This window comes from Streptomyces sp. H51 (genome assembly GCF_035656535.1).
Lineage (GTDB): Bacteria > Actinomycetota > Actinomycetes > Streptomycetales > Streptomycetaceae > Streptomyces.
This window is the reverse complement of the sequence record NZ_JAYMHD010000080.1, coordinates 50119-68533: the sequence shown is the minus strand read 5'-3', so window position 1 is coordinate 68533 and position 18415 is coordinate 50119. Positions and strand designations below refer to the sequence as shown.

Genomic DNA, 18415 nt, shown 5'->3' with positions numbered 1-18415 from the left:
AACTGTTCGAGTGCTGCTCCTTAAGCTCGAAAAGATCCGCCTCCCTCGGGGACCGGTCGTTTCGCGGCATGTCGGCCGGCACACCGCTTCGGCGTGCGAGCAGAGCCATGTTGTGGGACGCAGTCGACTCACCTCCGGAGAATGACCATGTCCATCATCAGTGCCGGATTCGACCTGAACTACCTCCTCCTGGAGGGGTACCAGCACGTCGTCGAGTACGGAAGATGGGACGGTGAGAAGCTCGCCGAGCGGACCGGGGCCACCTCGGCGGAGATCCGTGAGGCTCGCCGCGTTCTCACCGATCTGCGTGTGATCGAACCCGAGAGCGACCACGGCACCTGGCGGGCAGTCTCCCCCCGGGTCGCCATGGCCAAGCTGATGACTCCCATAGACAAAGAGGTTCAGCGCCGCGTGGAGGACGCCGAGAACCTGCGCGCACGCCTTCAGGCACTGCTGCGGACCCACCAGGAGATGCAGCGGCTCGAGTCCCGGGACATCATCCAGACCATGACGGACGGGAAGGAGCTCGACCAGCTGATCGAGGAGGAGGTGGCGGGCTGTTCCACCGAGGTGCTGTTCATCCAGCAGAGGGTGGACCACCGGCTCCTGGGCCGGAAGTGGCTCGCCGACGCCGGCGGTCGCGGAGTCCGGGTGCGAGCGGTATTCCAGCACGCGGCCAGGTATCACCTCCCCTCCGAGGGGTTCATGGACACCGCCACGCGTTCCGGAGCGGAGATCCGGACGGTCGGAGAGGTTCCCCTGAGGATGGTGGTGATCGATCGTTCGGTCTGCGTTCTGCGCGTACCGGAGGCGCTCGAAGCCGCCACGACGGGCACCGACGGGGAGCCGCGCGCGGGTGGCGAGGAGAACATCGCCCTCGCCGTCCGCAACCCGGTGCTCGTCTCCGTGCTGGCCGCCGCCTTCGAGGAGACGTGGAACAGGGCCTCCTCGTACACCTGCACGGACCCGCAGCCCTCGTGGCTCGGGGACGAACTCGTTCTGGCGATCATGCGGCTGATGGCCACCGGAATGAAGGACGACGCCATCGCCAGGCGGCTGGGCGTCTCGCTGCGCACCTGTCGCCGCCACGTCTCCGATCTGATGCAGAACCTGGGCGCGAGCAGTCGTTTCCAGGCCGGCGTGGAGGCCCGCAGGCGCCTCCTCGTCTGACCGCCGGCCTCGGTGTGCGACGACATCCCCACCGAACCGCTCTGCCGGCCGGCGAATGCGGCGGCCGCGCCCCGGTGCCCGACGACACAAGGACACGATCAGATGGAAGCACTGACCCCGGCCGAGCAGCTGCGGATCGACGTCACCGGGCGCCGGGCCGCGACGGCCGTCGCCACCTGGGGCCAGCGTGCCATATGGCACTGTCTCGACTCCGCTCCCGAGGCCGAGGCGCACTTCAACCTGGCACGGACCGTCGAGGTCCCCGAAGGGTGCGACACGCGGTCGGTGACCCGGGCCGTCGCGGAACTGGTACGGGCGCACGATGCGTTGCGCACCGTGTTCCATTTCGCGGACAGCCGGCTGTGGCAGACCGTCCAGGCGTCGGGGACGCTGTCACTGGCCCGCTACCAGGTCACGGACGGGCCCGACGAGGCGGCGAGGACCATCGCCGCGGAACTGGCGGGCCGGCCGTTCGGCAGGAACGAGTGGCAGGTCCGGTTCGCCCTGGTGACGGACGGCGCGCGTCCCTCCCGGCTGGCCGTGGCCGTCGGTCACCTGGCGGTGGACCAGGAGGGTCTGCGGCAGTTGACCGGAGACCTGCGCCAGGCCCTGGCCGGGCGGAGGATCGAACCGAGGAGTTGCCAGCCGCTCGACGTGGCCGCCTACGAGCAGTCCCCGCAGGGCCGGGCCGCGAGCGAGCGGGCGCTCAGGCACTGGTCGCGCGGCCTGCGCACGGCCCCCGCCACCCTGTTCGACTATCCGCGGCGTGCCGAGGGGACACCCCGTTTCCGGCGGCTGGTCATGCGCAGTGAAGCGATCGCGGTCGCCGCCGAACTGGCCGCCTCCAGGATGCGGGTGAGCAGCACCTCCGTCCTGCTCGCCGCGACCGTGTCGGCACTCGGGGAGTTCACCGGGCACCGGGTCGTTCCGATGCAGACCATCTGTTCCAACCGCGAGAATCCCGCACGGCGCCATGTGGTCGGCACGCTGTCCTGGGACGGGCTGATCACCGTGGACACCGGCCAGGCCTCCTTCCGGCAGACCGTCCGCAAGACGTTCCAGGCCGGTCTGACCGCGTACGGCAACGGATACTACGACCCCGAGGAGGCATGGCGGCTGCGCAGGCACCACGAGCACCTGCGAGGCGCGACCCAGGACCTCGCCGCCCACTTCAACGACATCCGCGGCCGATCCGGCGGGAGGGTGGACCAGTGGGACCCCGGTCCCGCGGCCCTCGGCCGGCTCACGGAGAGGACGACGGTGGCCGAGGCGGCCTGCCCCGACACGTCGGACGCGCGTTTCTACCTCACGGTGCGGTCGGCCGACCCGTGCACGTTGCTCTCCCTCGTCTGCGACACCGGGTACTTCTCGGTCGGCGACATGCGTCACGTGCTGCACGCGGTAGAGCGGGTGGTGACCGCGGCGGCACACGACGATCTCGAAGGCCCGCTGCTCGGCTCGACCCTGGGCATCACCCGGGTCGGCCGGCCGGACTGGGTCCCGTACGCCGAGGGATGGGTCGACCTGGCTGCCGCCCGGCGCCTCTGGCAGGAGGTCACCGGCGACGCCACGGCTCGCCTCTTCCTCGATCGGGCGACGCAACCGCCGGACGGTACGGCCGAGTTGGTCGGTTACCTCGCCGACCGCCCGGCGCGCCGCGCCGCGGAGCTGCACAGCGCCTTCATGGCGGCGCTGGGGGGCCGCTCCGACGTACGGGCCCCCGACCGTTACGTCGTGTGCGCCCGGGCGCCGCACGATCCCGACTCCCGCGAGGCCTGGGCGCGGGAGACCGTCCTGTCCGAGGGAAGCGGCCGCGACGACGCCTGACGTCGCGGCTGTGGACGACACCGCGCTCAGCGGCTCGCCGCCCGGCGCAGCGCGCGTTCGGCCGCCTCGTGGATCCGCTGCCGCGCGTGGGCGGCCCGGTGACCGTTCTCATAGAACGAGCGGGCACGTCCGGCCATGTCCCGCGCGCGCCGCGGCTCGGCGAGCAGGCGCAGGCAACGGTCGGCGATCGCGTCCGCGGTGTCCGCGATCTCCAGGTGGACCCCGGGGTCGACACCGATGCCCTCCGCCCCGACGGCGGTGGACACGACGGGGACGTCGTGCGCGAACGCCTCCAGAATCTTGATGCGGGTTCCCCCGCCCACCCGCAACGGGACGACCACCAGGTCGGCGGCGTCGAGGTACGGCGTCATCTCCGGTACGCGGCCCACCACTTCGACCCCGGGACGGCCGCGCAGCTCCAGGACACGCGCCGAGGGAGAACCCGCGAGGACGACCCGCAGTTCCGGATGGGTCCGCCGGACGGCCGGAGCGATCTCCTCGACCAGCCACAGAGCCGCGTCCTCGTTCGGCGGCCAGGTGAGGGCGCCTTGAAAGAGCAGGACCGGACCGCCGGCCGGCACGGACGGCTGCGCGGTGGACGCGGCCGGCGGATGCTCACGTTCGTACGTGTTGGGCACGACGACCGCTTGCGAGAGGCCGGTGCGGTCCCGGTCCGCTTCGCTGGCGAGCACGAGGACGTCGGCAGTGCGCTCCGTCCGGCGGTGGACGGAGGCCCACCATCGTGCGTCGCGGAGCATGTCGGCGCGGCGCGAGGGGGTGAGCGCCGTACCGTCCGGGGCCCGGTCCAGCGCCAGCCAGCGCCTGATCAGTACGTCCTCCAGATCGTCCACGTCCACGACCGAGGGGGCGTCCACCAGGCCGCGGAACTTCAGCCAGTTCCGTTCCCGGGCGCACCAGACCAGGTCGTAGCGTGTCTCGCGAACCCATGGCGCCACGTCCCGGTGGACCTGCTCGCGCACGGTGCGGACCTGCGCGGCCGCGGATGCGGCCGCCGCCCCGGGCGGGCCGGCGGGCGAGGTGGCAGGGGTGTGCTGGGGGAGCACCTGCACGCGGGAGAAGACGGTGCCGTCGGGAACCGGGTACGCGCCGTTCGACAGGACGAGCAGGTCCACCTCGCCCAGGGCGGCCAGGGCGCGGGCGACGATGTCGCAGCGCATGGCGCCCCCGAACCTGCGCCACGGAAGGATGTCGCACACCAGCAGACTGCGGAAACCGTCCCCGGGCGCGGACCGCTGAGGTGCCGGCCGGACGCCGGAACGCACGGACACCGCGTCAGCCCTCGAAAAGGCCGGCCGCGTCGAGCAGCGCCCGCGTCAGCATCGGCTTCAGGGCCCGGCCCAGCGTGTGGCCGAGTTCCACGGGAAGCGTCTTGCGCAGTGCGCCGGGCACCAGGGTCGACCAGGCGAGCTCGGCCGTGGGCTCGGCCAGCGCCGCCGCCAGCGCGGCCCGGTCGTACCCCCGCTCCGCGCGCATCACCTGACCCGACGCCAGTGCCGTCAGCCACAGCTGGAAGACCAGCGGGTCCGACACGGCGGCCCGCACCTGGTGGGCCTGCGGCAGTGCCGCCAGCTCACTTCGGAACGACGCGAAGAGGTGCGGCAACGGCACGCCGAGCTCGGCCAGCCAGTCGACCGTCTGACCGGAACTCCAGCCGCCGCCGTCGTCGCGGCGATGACAGTAGGACCGGCCGTCCGTGGACATGTGCGGGATGACGGCTGCCCGGCCGGCCGGCTCCACGGACCAGGCACGGGGCGGCAGCGAGGGATCGAAGCAGGGCGACTGCCGCGGGCCGCGCAGGATGTCGTTGGTGAGCAGGCTCGGAAGCTCGATGTGCTCCACCAGGTTGGGGGCGGTCACGTAGACCGTGTGCCCCTCCGCGCGCAGGAACTCGAAGAGCAGGTCGGCGTCGGCGACGGCGTTCACCATGTCTATGCCCGACCCGCGCAGGTGGGCCGTGAAGTCCCTGACGATCCCCGCGGGAAGGACGACCCCCTGGGTGGTGTGCAGCCGGTCCACCACCTCCACGAGCCCGTGGCCTTCGAGGACCGACAGCCTGACGGCCTGTGCCGTTCTGGACGCCCACTCGGTGAACAGACACAGCGGCGCGTCGGGAACCTGGGCGATCACATCGGCCAGATGCCCCGCCAGCCCCTCCGTCGCCATGATGTCGTCCTGGAGCAGCAGGTGGTGCGTCGAGGCGTCCGGCATCGCCTCCCACGCACGCTGTGCCGTGCGGGCGGCACCCGGCCGACCGTGGGGGACGGGGTCCTCGACGAGTTCGACGGCCAGATCGCCCTGGGAGCGGATGACGCGCAGAGCGTTGTCCTTCCGGCTCGGGTGCGTCATGACGCCTGCGGTCAGGTGGATCGGCATCGCTCTCCTTCAGAGCTCGTGTACGACGGGCCGGCGCCTCCGGTGACGGCCTGGCCGCCACCGGGGCCCCCGGGGCCTGCGTGCGGTGCGAGAAGGGACTCCGTCGCCGCCACCGCCGCTTCGACGGCGCGGACGTCGGATGCCCCGCACACCTCGACGACGGTTCTGGGCGGGGCCCCGTGCATCGCCGTCAAGGTCCCCACCATGGCTGTCAGATCGGGGTCGGGAAGGTCGGTCCCCGGGCACAGGCCGTACCGGGCGCCCACGTGATCGGGGAAGCTGATGTGGACGAAGGCGATGTCCTCGCCCAGCGCGGCAGCGAAGTCCTGCGGGCGCAGCCCCGCCTTCCACGCCGACTTCACATCGAGGACGATCGGCACCGGTACGTCCAGTGCCGCCCGGTGGGCCGCGACGTCGGCCGGATCGCGCAGCAGGCCGTACGACACGTTCTCCATGCAGTACACCACGCCGTGGCTGCGAGCCGTCTCGACCAGCTCCGCCGTGACCGCCAGGTACCGGTCGCTCATCCGCCCGTCGTCCACCACATGGTGCCGTGGCGGCCCGTGCGCGACGTAGTGGGCGGCCCCCAGCTCGGCGCAGATCTGCACGTACCGTTCGAACTGCCGCAGGGCCCAGCGCTGCTGCCGTCGGTAGGTGGTGTACAGGAGGTTCTCGAACCCGAACACGTAGGGGTGCACCGAACCGACCCGCACCCCCGCCTCCCGGCACCGGTCGGCCAGCCGCCGGACGTAGCCACGGCCCGTCTCCGGGGGGCCCTGGAGGTAGATCTCGACGTCCCTGACACCCAGGTCGGCGAGTACCGACACCGCGTCTTCGGTCGGAAGACCGACGTCGTACAGAGAGCCGGTGGAAACAGAGACACCGTCGCGCCGCGGAGGCCGGACGGAGTCTGCCGCGTGTCTGCTGGCCACGTCGTCGGATTCTCTCGGTAGTAACGTGCGGCACCGGAATCCGGCAGCACCCTGTGACGTGCCGCCCGCCGGATTCCTCGTGCTGACCTGCCCGCCGGGTCCGTGACGGACCCAGCAGTGCCGATACTGGCGGCCGGGCCGGGACCGGCACCAGCGACGACATGGGGAAGGTCCTGCACGGCCACAAGGCGCCAGTGGGACAAAAGGCGCGTCGCGGCCGTCGGCCGTATTCCGCGAACACCCGGTGACCCCGGATGACCAGGCGATTCTCCCTCCTGGAAGCCGCTCGCCCGCCCCGGCGGCGGAATCCGCCACCGCGCCGGGGCCCCGGAACGGCACCGATACGATCAAGGCCATGACGGCACTGGAACCGACCATCGTCGCGACTTCCGGCGGACACCGAGCCGGTGGACGGACCAGGGTGGTCTTCGATGCCCTGGTGCATCGTGCGGTCGAACTCTCCGGGGTTCACGGCCGACGCCCACGCATCATGTACGTCGGCACCGCCGCCGGGGACGCCGAGCACGTCACGGCTCGTATGACCGAGGCCGCGCGGGTGGCGGGATTCGACCTGACGCCGCTGCAACTGTTTCCCATGCCCAACGTCGAGGACGTCGAGGGATCGGTGCTCGACCACGATGTGGTCTGGGTCGCGGGGGGCTCGGTGGTCAATCTCCTGGCCGTGTGGAGGGCGCACGGCCTGGACCGCATCATGCACCGCGCCTGGCAGGCAGGCGTCGTGCTCAGCGGAGTCAGCGCCGGCTCCATCTGCTGGTTCCAGGGAGGTGCGACCGACTCGTTCGGGCCGCGACTGCGCCCGGTCACGGACGCACTCCGTTTCCTGCCCTACGGCAACGGCGTGCACTACGACTCCGATGCGGGGCGGCGCCCGTTGATCCACCGGCTCGTGGCGGACGGCACCCTGCCCGCTGCTCACTGCACGGACGACGGAGTCGGTCTGGTCTACCGCGGAACGGAGTTGGTGGAGGCCGTGACGGAAATCCCGGGCAGGAGCGCCTACCTGGTCGCAAGGGACGGAACCAGGGCGGTGGAGGAGCGCATCGAACCCCGCCGGCTGACTTCCCCCGGGCGGTGACCGGGACCGTTCCGAGGACCGCGTGTCCGCCTCCCGCGGCCACACCGGACAGCCTCCCCCGGCAGGTCCGTGCGGAGGAGGCGCGGTCGGCCGCCCCGCCTGCCCCCTGACGGGAACGGACCGGACGGCCGAGGACGATCGTGGCCGGCTAACCCTCGTGGTAGAAGCCGACGTTGACACTGCGCGGGGCGGTGCGGTCCTGGATGACGACCTCGCCGTTGCTGCCCGGGGGCAGCGCCACATGACCTCCGTAGGCGATGGTCTGCGCGTACTCCCCGACGATCAGCCGGACCTCCGAGGAGGGGTCGGGCTGCGAACCGCGCAGCCAGGTCACCTGCCAGGTCCCCTCCGGACCGCACCGGAACTCCAGGTGCACGCGGGAGACGAACAGCCAGTCGTCGGGGGTCGCCAGACGGCACACCGACTTGTCCCGCCCCACCCGCAGCACGGCGCCGGGCTCACTCGGCGCGTCGGCCATGACCATGCCGGCAGTGGCACCCTCTTGCTCCCCCGAGACGGTGGCCATGGTGAGTTCGAGCACGTGCGCTCCTCCTGAACGATCCCTCGACGGCCTGCAACCGCCTCGTACGCCTGCCTGGTCGGCGCACCGCGGAATGATAAATCGCCCGGCCGTGTCACGTCCGGCACAATGAGCTCATGACCGAGCGAAAGCCGCCCGGCGTGCCCTTCGAGTCCTGGGTGGACAAACAGATCCGCGACGCGCAGGCGCGCGGTGACTTCGCCGCACTGCCCGGCGCCGGCAAACCCCTGCCGAACGGCGCGGACACCTCGTACGACGAGCTCTGGTGGGTCAGGCAGAAGATGGCGCGCGAGGGCCTGTCGGTCCTGCCGCCTGCCCTGGCCCTGCGCAAGGAGGCCGAGGACGCGCTCGAAGCGGCGTACGCGGCGCCCTCGGAACGGATCGTCCGGAAGATCGTCACGGAGATCAACGTGAAGATCCGCGACATGATGTTCAAGCCGCCGCCCGGCCCCCCGCTGGGCAAGAAGCCGTACGACGTGGAAGAGGTCGTACGCCGGTGGCGCGAGGGCCGGGCGGACGGGTCACCCGTGTAGCAGGCGTTCGGCCAGCGCGCGGTAGTCCCGCAGGGCCAGTCGCAGCTGCTCGGTGTCGCCGGCCGCCGACCCGCCGGCCCGGCCGTCCTGCCTCTGCCAGGAAGCGCGCAGGGTACGGCGGCGCCGCGTCACGGCCTCCGCGAAGCGGCCGGCGATCTCCTCCAGGACCCGGTCGGCCTCCTCGACGGCGTCGTGCGGCGCGTCGACGAATCCCGCCACCGCGTGCTGCAACCGCCCGGAGAACGTGTCGCACTCCTCGGCGGAGAGCAGCCGCGAGCTCGCGCGCCCCTGCTCACCACGACCGCCCGCGCCACTGTCGGCGCCGGTGCCGACGCTGGTACCGGCGCCGGTGCCGGTGCCGGTGTGCGCACCGCTACCGCTCCGCGTGTCCGTGCCGGTGCCGGCGTCGGCGTGCGCACCGCTCCCCGCACCGCTGTCGCCACCCGTCGGCGAACCGCCGCCCCGCTCCGCCGGTGCCGGTGTGCCGCCCGCCGGGCGTGTCACGTCGGACATCTGTCTCAGCCCTCCTTCGGGTGACGCCGGCCGAACGCCCACGGCGTGGCCTTGCCGGCAGGCGCCCTGCCCGCCTCGTCGCTCTCCGCGCGGCGCCGGCCGACGCCGTGGCGGGAGTCGGTCATCAGTTCCTCGAACAGGGCGCGCGCCTCGACCATGGCCGCGCGCATCTCCTCGGTGGCGGCCCGCTCGCCCGCGTCGCCGGCGTTCACGGGCACGTGGGCGGCCCGGTGCACCCGGCGGTAGCCGTGCACCCGGTGGCCGTGGTGGACGGACAGGGCGGCGAGCTGCTCCTCGTACTGGCCGCCGTCGGGGAAGCCGCGCTCCGCGGCGAGTTCGGCGATCAGCCGGTCGGCCTCGGCGACCGCCTCACGCGGCGAGTCGACGAAGCGCTCCTGCGCGGCCGCCCAGCGCGCCTCGAACTGCTGGCGCCGCGCCGTCTCCAGCGGCCGTGCCCGCAGCGATCCGTGCCGCTCCACGCGCTCGGTGAGTTCACGTTCGGCGGCCTTGGCGTCCCCGTCGTGCCGGGCCACGACGCGGTCGTACTCGGGCCCGAAACGCCGCTTCAGGTCCCGGCCGCCGCGCGGGCCCCGGGAGCGCAGGGTCAGGACGGCCGCGACAACGACCACGGCCGCCACGATCACGATCAACGCAACGATCATGCCTGTGGACATGGATGCCTTCCGTTGTGTCGGCCCAACGGGCCGGTTCTGTCATCGGGTTGCCCGCGAGGCACCGCTCAAACGGCGGGCCCGCCGCACCCCGGAAACCGGTTGCACCCCCCGCCCCCCGCCTCCGCAGAATGAACGGCATGACCTGGACCATCGCTCCGGAACCCCCCGGCTCCCCCGCCGCCGTCGCCCTGTGGCGGGCGTACTACACCGAGGTCAGCGACCGCTGGTACCTGCTGCACGAGGGCCGCCGGACCGATCCGGCCGAACTGGAGCGCGGGATCGCCGCCACCACGGGCGCCGAACTGGCCCCGCCCACCGGCGAGTTGCTGATCGCCCGGCACGACGGCGAACCGGCCGGCTCGGCGGGCGTACGCGTCCTGGACCCCACCACGGCCGAACTCACCCGCGTCTTCGTGCGCGAGGAGCTGCGCGGCAGGGGCGGCGCCCAGCTGCTGGTCCGCGCGGCGGAGGAGGCCGCCCGTGCGCTGGGCGCCACGCGCATGATCCTCGACACCCGCAGCGACCTGGTGGAGGCCCGCGCCCTGTACGCCCGCCTCGGCTACACCGAGACCGAGCCGCACAACGACGACCCGTACGCCGGGCACTGGTTCGCCAAGGACCTGCTCAGCCGATCCGCGTCGGCGCCCCGTTCTGCGGCTGCTCACGGTCCGAGCCGCACAGTTCCCCGGTCAGCTCCCTGACCAGCTGCGTCAGATCGGTCGGCCGGCCCGGCCCCCACCAGTCGCCGAGCAGCGCGGCCAGGGACTCCTCCCGGGCCAGCGACAGCCGCTCGGCGACCTGCCGCCCTTCGGCGGTCAGGACCAGGTCCAGGCCCTCCCGCTCGGCCAGCCGCCGCTCCTCCACCTGCCGGACGGCGGCGATCACCACCGCCAGCGGCACGGAACTGCGCTCGGCGAGCAGACCCGGCTCGACCGTCCCGTGCTTCTTGATCCGCAGCAGCAGCCAGCTCGCGGCGGGCAGCAGGTCGTACCCGGACCGCTCGGTGATCTCCCGGTAGATCTGGTGCCGCCCCTCCCGCGTGCCGAGCACGGACAGCGCGCGGCACACCTCGTCGTACGACGACCGCTCCACCGGATTGCTGGCCAGCGTCTCGGTGACGTCGGGCGCGGTGACCGACCCGCGCAGCGTGTCCTCCGTCAGGAAGCAGGCCAGCACGAACCCGAGGAGGGCGACGGGGGCGGCGTAGAGGAAGACGTCGGTGATGGACTGCGCGTACGCGTGCAGGACGGCCGGGCGCAGGGAGGCCGGCAGGGCGGCGATCCGCCGCGGGTCGGACTCGAGCGCGTCGACGGAGACCCCCGCCACGCCCCGGAGGGCGCCGGTCAGCCTGTCGTCCAGCCGGCCCGCGAACACGGTCCCGAAGACGGCGACGCCGAACGAGGCCCCGATGGACCGGAAGAAGGTCGCGCCGGAGGTGGCGACGCCGAGATCCTCGTACGACACGGCGTTCTGCACGATGAGCACGAGCACCTGCATGACGAGCCCCAGCCCCAGCCCGAACACGAAGAAGCACGAACTCATCTCAGCCGTGGAACTGGTCTCGTCGAGCCGGTGGAGCAGCAGCAGCCCGATCGCGGTGACCGCCGTGCCGGCGACCGGGAACACCTTCCACCGCCCGGTGCGGCTGACGACCTGCCCGGAGAGGGTCGACGACAGCAGCATGCCGACCACCATCGGCAGCATGTGCACACCGGACATGGTCGGCGTCACGCCGTGGACGACCTGCAGGAAGGTCGGCAGATAGGTCATCGCCCCGAACATGGCGAAACCGACGATGAAGCTGATGACGGCGGACAGAGCGAACGTCCGGATCCGGAAGAGCTTCGGCGGCAGCACGGGCTCGGCGGCCCGCCGCTCCACGAGCACGAACGCCACGCCGAGCACGACGCCCAGCACCACGAGCCCGACGGTCTCGGCCGCCCCCCACGCCCACGTCGTGCCGCCCAGCGAGGCGACGAGTACCAGACAGGTGGCCACGGAGGCGATCAGGAACGTACCGAGGTAGTCGATCGTGTGCCGGGCGCCCCTGCGCGGAATGCGCAGCGCACCCGCGATCACGGCCAGCGCGACCACGCCGACCGGCAGATTGACGTAGAAGACCCACCGCCAGCTCAGCTGCTCGGTGAACAGCCCGCCGAGCAGCGGGCCCAGCACACTGGTCGTGCCGAACACGGCCCCGAACACCCCCTGGTAGCGCCCCCGGTCGCGCGGCGGGACGATGTCGCCGACGATCGCCATGGACAGCACCATGAGCCCGCCGCCGCCCAGACCCTGCAACGCCCGGAAGCCGATGAGCTGCCCCATGCCCTGCGCCATGCCGCACAGCGCGGAACCCACCAGGAAGATCACGATCGCGGCCTGGAACAGCCGCTTGCGCCCGTACTGGTCGCCCAGTTTGCCCCACAGCGGGGTGGCGGCGGTCGAGGCGAGCAGGTAGGCGGTCACCACCCACGACAGGTGCTCCAGCCCGCCGAGGTCGCTGACGATCGTCGGCAGCGCGGTCGACACGATCGTCTGGTCCAGTGCGGCGAGCAGCATCCCGAGGAGCAGGGCGCCGATCGACGCCCGCACGTTCCCCGGCACGTGCGGTGCGTCCCGCACGTCCGTGACACCCTGCTCGCCCACGGCCATGGAGCCCTCCCGAGGATCGGACGCCCGCTTCCATCGTCGTCCGGGTGGCCGGTTATGGCCTGTCGAGCCCCAGCGGTGGAGGAGATCTGCATAATCTCCGGAGGGGGAGGGACGAAGACGTGAAGGAACCGAACGGCTGCCCGGAATGCGGCGCGCCGAGGACGGCCGACAACACTCCGTCCTGCCCGTGCGGCCGGCAGGCGTCCCAGGCGCTGCGGGAGGCCCGCCGGGCGGAGGCGTCAGCCGCGGAGGACTTCGACCCGCTGCGGATACGCCCGTACGTGGACCTGTCCGCCCCCACGGAGGCGCCGCCGCCCCTGCCGCCGCTGTCGTACGACCCGCCCGCGGACGACCGCGCGCCCTCGGACGACGAGCCGGCCCCCGAACCGAGGAACCGCCCGCACCGCGGACTCCGAACCGTACTGATCATCACCGCCGCGGCAGTCACCGCCGTCACCACGGCAACGGTGGCCAGTGGCCTGTTCTCGTACGACACCCCGTCCCGCGACACCGCGCTCCCCGACGGCATACGCGCCGGCGTGCCGGACACGGAGACCAGCGAGCCCCCGCCGGCCACCACCCGCCCGTCGGCACCCGCACTCCGCTCCCCCGTCCCGCCCCCCTCGGCGTCCCCCTCGGCGACGACCGCCTCACCGAGCCCCGACACCACCCCGTCGGCCGCGCCCACGCCGGCCGGCACCCCCTCGGTCACCGCGACCGGCACCGTCCAGTCGGCCACCACCACCCCCCAGCCGCCCCAGGTCCTGCGCCTCGGCGACCAGGGCCCCGGGGTGGCCGAGCTCCAGCTCCGCCTGCGCCGCCTCTACCTCTACGACGGCGACGTCGACGGCGACTTCGACGCCCGGGTGGAGCACGCCGTACGCGTCTACCAGTGGACCCGCGGCATCACCGCGGACGAGCTGGGCGTCTACGGCGAGGAGACCCGCACGAGCCTGGAGGCGGAAACCACGGACGGCTGACAGCCGCGCGCGGCGGGAAGGGGACGGGGCGGGGGTGTTCGCCCGCAGCGGTTGGCGCGTCAACCCCGGCACCTCCCGAACCCCCGATTCCGCGCCGTTCCGAGGACGGACACCCCCGCCCCGGCCCCGACCCACCCCCCACCACCCGCGCTGCACGCACCCCCACCGACCCGCCACAGGCGCCGCAGGCACCCCACCACGCACCCGCACCAAACCGCGACCACGCACCCCGCGCCCCGCGCACCCCCACCGAACCGCCACAGGCCGCCGCAGGCACCCCGCGCCATGCCGCCGCAGGCACCCCGGCACCCCGCGCCATGCCGCCGCAGGCACAACGCACCCCGCTACCGAACCGCCACCCGGATCCCGCCCCCGACCCGCTCCACCCGCACCCGCGTCAGATCCCGCACCACCACGTCGGGCCGGTGGAGGCCGGCCCGCGCCCCCACCCCCACGACCCGCATCCCCGCGGCGCGCCCGGCCTGGATACCGGCCGCCGAGTCCTCGAAGACGACACACTCCTCGGGCCGCACTCCCAACGCGGCGGCCCCCTTCAGGAACCCCTCCGGATCGGGCTTGCTCGCCCCGACGCTCTCCGCGGTCACCCGCACGTCCGGCATCGGCAGCCCCGCCGCGGCCATGCGGGCCGTCGACAGGGCGACGTCCGCCGAGGTGACCAGCGCGTGCGGCACCCCCCGCAGCGACGCCAGGAACTCCGCCGCGCCGGGCACGGCGACGACACCCTCCAGGTCGGCCGTCTCCTCCGCGAGCATCCGCGCGTTGTCCGCGAGGTTGCGCTCCATCGGCCGGTCGGGCAGCAGCAGCGCCATCGACGCGTACCCCTGCCGCCCGTGCACCACCTGCATGACCTCGTCCCCGTCCAGCCCGTGCCGCTCGGCCCAGCGTCGCCAGCAGCGCTCGACGACCGCCTCGGAGTCGACGAGCGTGCCGTCCATGTCCAGCAGCAGGGCGCGGGCGGTGAGGACGGTGGGCACGGTGGTGACCGTCATCGGCAACTCCAGGACGGGGCGGGCTCCGGTACGGGGCGGGCGGACAGGCGGAGGCGCCCGCGGGGACAAGGCGGCCCCGCCCGCCGGTCAGGGAAAACGGGCGGGAGCCACTTTGTTTCTCAACGATACAAAACCGAACGGAATCCCGCCACCACCCCAGCGAGAGTTCACCGGGCATTCAGCCGCGGCCGGACGCCCAGCCGCACACCGAGCCCCGCCATCAGCGGCGCAGGCGGCCTTCGCGATCAGCGCGAACCGTGCGAGCCGCCCACCGAGAGCGCCGGGCCTTCGCGCACGACGCCCCGCGACCGAATTCCCCCGCACGCCTTGTCATGTCATGTACGCGTCACTAGCTTCTTACCCGTCGCACACCTCCCCGCAACACGGCGTCGCGAGCATTCCCTCGCTCGCACCCCAACGCCCCCACGACTCCAGGGAGTTCGCATGCCGAAGTTCTACGCGCGTCGACGGCTCAGCATACTCACGGCGCTGACCGGCCTGATAGCCTCCGCCGCGCTGTTCAACTCCCCGACCGCCTCCGCCGCTCTCCCCACCCCGGTCAGCGCGTCCACCGCCCGCAGCTACCTGGCCTCCCTCAAGGTGGCCACCGAGAACCGGACCGGCTACAGCCGTGACCTGTTCCCGCACTGGATCACCATCAGCGGCACCTGCAACACCCGCGAGACCGTGCTGAAGCGGGACGGCTCGAACGTCGTCACCGACTCCTCCTGCGCGGCCATCAGCGGCAGCTGGTACTCCCCTTACGACGGCGCCACCTGGACGGCCGCCTCCGACCTCGACATCGACCACCTGGTCCCGCTCGCCGAGGCCTGGGACTCCGGGGCCGGCGCGTGGACCACCTCCCAGCGCCAGGCCTTCGCCAACGATCTCACCCGCCCGCAGCTCATCGCCGTCACCGACAACGTGAACCAGGCCAAGGGCGACCAGGACCCGGCCACCTGGGTCCCGTCCCGGTCGGCGTACGTCTGCACCTACGTACGCGCCTGGGTCCAGGTCAAGTACTACTACGACCTCTCGGTCGACTCGGCGGAGAAGACCGCGCTCACGAACTACCTCGCCGCCTGCTGACCGGCACCACGCCCGCCCGACGCCACACCCGCCCGACGCCACGCCCGCCCAACGCCACGCCGGTCCGGCACCACGCCCGCCCGACGCCACGCCGGACCGGCCCGTGACCGCCGATACCTCCCCGTTCCCCTCCGTCGCCCCGTACCGTACGGGGCGACGGAGGAGGGCGATCACGTGTCCGGACTGCGCCTGGGACCGCTGCTGAGGTACGCCGACGGCTCGTCCGCGACCGTCTGGGTCGAGACGAGCCGCCCCTGCACCGCCGAGGTGCGCTGCGCGGACGGCGCGCGCGGCGCCTCCCCCACCTTCCGGATCGCCGGCCACCACTACGCCCTCGTCCCGGTCACCGGCCTCACCGAGGGCACGACGACGCCGTACGAGGTGTTCCTGGACGGCACGCGCGTGTGGCCGCTGCCCGAGGCGCCCTTCTCCGGCTTCCCGCCCTCGGTCATCCGCACCCCCCGCCCGGGCGAGGCCCTCCGCGTCGCCTTCGGCTCCTGCCGCTGGGCCGCCACGCCCGCCGCCGCCCGCCAGGACCCGGTCGGCCCCGACGCCCTCGACTCGCTGGCGGTCCGCATCGCCGCCGCCCCGGACGGCGAGCGCCCCGACGTACTGCTCCTGCTGGGCGACCAGGTCTACGCGGACGAGACCTCGGACGCGACCCGGCGCTGGCTGGCCGCCCGGCGGGACCTGCGCGAGCCTCCCGGCAGCCAGGTGGCGGACTACGAGGAGTACACCCGCCTGTACCACGAATCGTGGCTCGACCCCGAGGTGCGCTGGCTGCTGTCCACCGTGCCCAGCTGCATGATCTTCGACGACCACGACGTCATCGACGACTGGAACACCTCCGCCGCCTGGCTCGCCGGCATGCGCGCCACACCGTGGTGGCGGGAGCGGCTGCTGAGCGGCCTGATGTCGTACTGGGTGCACCAGCACCTCGGCAACCTCCCGCCCGCCGAACTCGCCGCCGACCCGCTGTACGCGGCCGTCCGCGCCGCCCCGGACGGCACGGACGCGCTGCGCGCCTTCGCCTGCCGCGCCGACGCCGACCCCGCCTCGGCGCGCTGGAGCTACCGGCGCGACTTCGGCCGCGTACGCGTACTGATGGTGGACTCGCGGGCGGCCCGGGTCCTCGACGAGGACGACCGCGCGATGCTGCATCCCGGCGAGGCACGATGGCTGCGCGAACAGGTCCTCGACGGACGTGAGGACGGGCGGGACGCCTACGACCACCTCCTGCTCGGCACCTCCCTGCCCTGGCTGCTGCCGCACCTGGTGCACGACGCCGAGGCGTGGAGCTCGGCGCTGTGCCGGGGAGACCGCGGCGCGCGCTGGGCGCGGATCGGGGAGCGGCTGCGGCAGGCGGCCGACCTCGAACACTGGGCGGCCTTCCCGGCCTCCTTCGACGCGCTGTGCGGCCTGATCGCCGAGACCGGCAGCGGCCCCGGGGCGCCCGCGACGGTGCTCGTGCTGTCGGGGGACGTCCACCACGCGTACGTCGCGGAGCCGACCTGGCCGGCCGGCTCCCCGGCCGCCCGGGTCCTTCAGCTGACCTGCTCCCCCGTCCACAACACCGTCCCGCTGTCGATGCGGCTCGGCTTCCGCTTCGGCTGGAGCGCGCCGGCCCGCGTCCTCGGCCGCGGCTTCGCCCGGCACGCGGGCGGCGAGCGGCCGCCGGTGAAGTGGCGCAAGAAGGGCGGCCCCTGGTTCGGCAACCAGCTGATGACACTGACACTGCACGGACGTTCGGCCCGCCTGCGGCTGGAGCAGGCACAGGCGGACGGATCGCTGCGAACCGTCCGGGAGTCCGTCCTGACCACCTGACGCACGACACCCCCGGACGACAGCCCGAACGACACCCCGGACAACACCCCGGACGACAGCCCGAACGACAGCCCGCAGGACGGCGCCGCACGGCAGCCCCGCACGACAGCGAAGTGAACATGCCGTGCCGAACCCACGCAGCCCCCGTGAACCTCCTGTCACACCCGGCGCGTACGCTGTATGGCTGTTGTTCGGCCGCCCCTGCCGCTCCCCCGCGACACCGCGGCACGGTCTGGCCCACGGGGGAGTTCACGGGGAGTTGCGGTGCTGGAGAGTATGGGGTCGCTGACCGGCAGCCCTTGGATCTACGCCATGGTGGCGCTGTCGGTCCTGCTGGACGTGTTCCTGCCGGTGCTGCCGAGCGGCGTGCTGGTGATAGCCGCCGCCACGGCCGCGGCGGCGGGCTCGGCGACCGGCCGGGTGCCGCACGACGTCCCCGACATCCTGGGACTGACCCTGTGCGCGGCCCTCGCCTCCGTCCTGGGCGACCTGGTGGCGTACCGGCTGGCCTGGCGCGGCGGCGAGCGCCTGGCGAACACCATCGCCCGCTCCCGCCGCCTGACCGCCGCGCAGGAACGCCTCGGCGCGACCCTCGCCCGCGGCGGCGGCGCCCTGGTCGTCCTCGCCCGGTTCGCTCCGGCCGGCCGCTCGGTCGTCTCCCTCGGCGCCGGCGCCGCCCACCGCCGCGCCCGCGACTTCCTGCCCTGGTCCGCCCTGGCGGGCCTGGCCTGGGCCGCCTACAGCGTCGCCCTCGGCTACTTCGGCGGCCAGTGGCTGGGCGCGACCTGGCTGGCCACCGGGGTGTCCGTCGCGGCGCTGTGCGCCGCGGGCGCGGGCGCGGGGTACGTGGTGCGCCGGCCGGTGAAGGTCTCCTGACGGTCCCCGGCTAGCCGCTCACGCGCTGCCCCCGCACCTCCAGCCCGGCGAGCAGTTCCGCCGTGGCCGCGGCGACCGCGTCGACGGCCCGGTCGAAGACCTCCCGGTTGTGCGCGGCGGGCGCCCGGAACCCGGACACCTTCCGCACGTACTGCAGGGCGGCGGCCCGGATCTCCTCCTCCGTCGCCTCCTCGGGCAACGCGGGCGGGCGCAGGGTCTTGATGCTCCGGCACATGGCACCAGTCTCCCAAACGCCCGCGAAGCCTGCGATGATCGCTGCCGAGGCGGCCACCGCTACGGGGCC

18 protein-coding genes are annotated in these 18415 nt (G+C 73.1%); 9 read left to right on the top strand and 9 right to left on the bottom strand.

The genetic code is table 11. From position 1 onward, the window contains the following. The first annotated feature begins 147 nt into the window (after positions 1-147). A complete protein-coding gene (locus VKA29_RS31640; protein WP_324789443.1) occupies positions 148-1170 on the top strand; it encodes a helix-turn-helix transcriptional regulator in 1023 nt (340 codons plus the stop codon). A 102-nt stretch (positions 1171-1272) separates the two neighbouring features. After that, on the top strand, positions 1273-2997 hold the full coding sequence (locus tag VKA29_RS31635) for a condensation domain-containing protein (RefSeq protein ID WP_324789442.1): 1725 nt from the start codon (positions 1273-1275) through the stop codon (positions 2995-2997). Positions 2998-3023: 26 nt separating this feature from the next. Here the strand turns inward: VKA29_RS31635 and VKA29_RS31630 are convergent, their stop codons facing one another. From VKA29_RS31630 to VKA29_RS31620, 3 genes are all read right to left on the bottom strand, one after another. After that, complete coding sequence (locus tag VKA29_RS31630; RefSeq protein ID WP_324789441.1) at positions 3024-4175, bottom strand: glycosyltransferase family 4 protein; 1152 nt, start codon at positions 4173-4175, stop codon at positions 3024-3026. A 115-nt stretch (positions 4176-4290) separates the two neighbouring features. Next, positions 4291-5391: a hypothetical protein gene (locus VKA29_RS31625; protein WP_324789440.1), complete on the bottom strand. Its 1101-nt coding sequence runs from the start codon at positions 5389-5391 to the stop codon at positions 4291-4293. Beyond that, positions 5376-6218, bottom strand: coding sequence for a sugar phosphate isomerase/epimerase family protein (locus VKA29_RS31620; protein WP_324789439.1), 843 nt, complete (start codon positions 6216-6218; stop codon positions 5376-5378). The genes VKA29_RS31625 and VKA29_RS31620 overlap by 16 nt, the downstream gene beginning before the upstream one ends. A gap of 460 nt (positions 6219-6678) precedes the next feature. Here VKA29_RS31620 and VKA29_RS31615 point away from each other — a divergent pair, with 460 nt between their 5' ends. After that, positions 6679-7419 (top strand): peptidase E, encoded by a 741-nt coding sequence (locus tag VKA29_RS31615; protein ID WP_324789438.1) that lies wholly within the window; start codon positions 6679-6681, stop codon positions 7417-7419. A gap of 148 nt (positions 7420-7567) precedes the next feature. On the opposite strand, the gene VKA29_RS31610 is transcribed toward VKA29_RS31615, so the two are convergent. Then, positions 7568-7960 carry a hypothetical protein gene (locus tag VKA29_RS31610; protein WP_324789437.1) on the bottom strand — a complete coding sequence of 131 codons (393 nt, stop codon included), beginning with the start codon at positions 7958-7960 and terminating at the stop codon, positions 7568-7570. Positions 7961-8076: 116 nt separating this feature from the next. On the opposite strand from VKA29_RS31610, the gene VKA29_RS31605 reads away from it, so the two are divergent. Further along, the gene (locus tag VKA29_RS31605; protein ID WP_324789436.1) at positions 8077-8493 is read left to right on the top strand and encodes a DUF1992 domain-containing protein; all 417 of its coding nucleotides are present in this window, start codon (positions 8077-8079) and stop codon (positions 8491-8493) included. On the opposite strand, the gene VKA29_RS31600 is transcribed toward VKA29_RS31605, so the two are convergent. Together VKA29_RS31600 and VKA29_RS31595 are read right to left on the bottom strand one after the other, a co-directional pair. Next, complete coding sequence (locus VKA29_RS31600; protein ID WP_324789435.1) at positions 8482-9006, bottom strand: hypothetical protein; 525 nt, start codon at positions 9004-9006, stop codon at positions 8482-8484. The genes VKA29_RS31605 and VKA29_RS31600 overlap by 12 nt on opposite strands. 5 nt (positions 9007-9011) lie before the next feature. After that, positions 9012-9680, bottom strand: a complete 669-nt coding sequence (locus VKA29_RS31595; RefSeq protein ID WP_324789434.1) for a hypothetical protein — start codon at positions 9678-9680, stop codon at positions 9012-9014. Positions 9681-9817: 137 nt separating this feature from the next. On the opposite strand from VKA29_RS31595, the gene VKA29_RS31590 reads away from it, so the two are divergent. Next, positions 9818-10381 carry a GNAT family N-acetyltransferase gene (locus VKA29_RS31590; RefSeq protein ID WP_324789433.1) on the top strand — a complete coding sequence of 188 codons (564 nt, stop codon included), beginning with the start codon at positions 9818-9820 and terminating at the stop codon, positions 10379-10381. Here VKA29_RS31590 and VKA29_RS31585 read toward each other — a convergent pair. Continuing rightward, positions 10305-12332, bottom strand: coding sequence for an MFS transporter (locus tag VKA29_RS31585; protein ID WP_324789432.1), 2028 nt, complete (start codon positions 12330-12332; stop codon positions 10305-10307). The genes VKA29_RS31590 and VKA29_RS31585 overlap by 77 nt on opposite strands. Before the next feature lie 119 nt (positions 12333-12451). Between VKA29_RS31585 and VKA29_RS31580 the strand changes: the two genes are divergently transcribed. Then, on the top strand, positions 12452-13312 hold the full coding sequence (locus tag VKA29_RS31580; RefSeq protein WP_324789431.1) for a peptidoglycan-binding domain-containing protein: 861 nt from the start codon (positions 12452-12454) through the stop codon (positions 13310-13312). A gap of 344 nt (positions 13313-13656) precedes the next feature. Here VKA29_RS31580 and VKA29_RS31575 read toward each other — a convergent pair whose 3' ends face one another. Next, positions 13657-14322, bottom strand: a complete 666-nt coding sequence (locus tag VKA29_RS31575) for an HAD family hydrolase (RefSeq protein WP_324789430.1) — start codon at positions 14320-14322, stop codon at positions 13657-13659. 444 nt (positions 14323-14766) lie between these two features. Here VKA29_RS31575 and VKA29_RS31570 point away from each other — a divergent pair, with 444 nt between their 5' ends. From VKA29_RS31570 to VKA29_RS31560, 3 genes are all read left to right on the top strand, one after another. Beyond that, positions 14767-15411, top strand: a complete 645-nt coding sequence (locus VKA29_RS31570; protein ID WP_324789429.1) for an HNH endonuclease family protein — start codon at positions 14767-14769, stop codon at positions 15409-15411. 174 nt (positions 15412-15585) lie between these two features. After that, positions 15586-17235 (top strand): alkaline phosphatase D family protein, encoded by a 1650-nt coding sequence (locus VKA29_RS31565; RefSeq protein WP_324789428.1) that lies wholly within the window; start codon positions 15586-15588, stop codon positions 17233-17235. 264 nt (positions 17236-17499) lie between these two features. Then, complete coding sequence (locus VKA29_RS31560) at positions 17500-18111, top strand: DedA family protein (protein ID WP_324789427.1); 612 nt, start codon at positions 17500-17502, stop codon at positions 18109-18111. A 10-nt stretch (positions 18112-18121) separates the two neighbouring features. Here the strand turns inward: VKA29_RS31560 and VKA29_RS31555 are convergent, their stop codons facing one another. After that, positions 18122-18346, bottom strand: a complete 225-nt coding sequence (locus tag VKA29_RS31555; RefSeq protein WP_324789426.1) for a DUF2277 domain-containing protein — start codon at positions 18344-18346, stop codon at positions 18122-18124. Positions 18347-18415 lie beyond the last annotated feature (69 nt).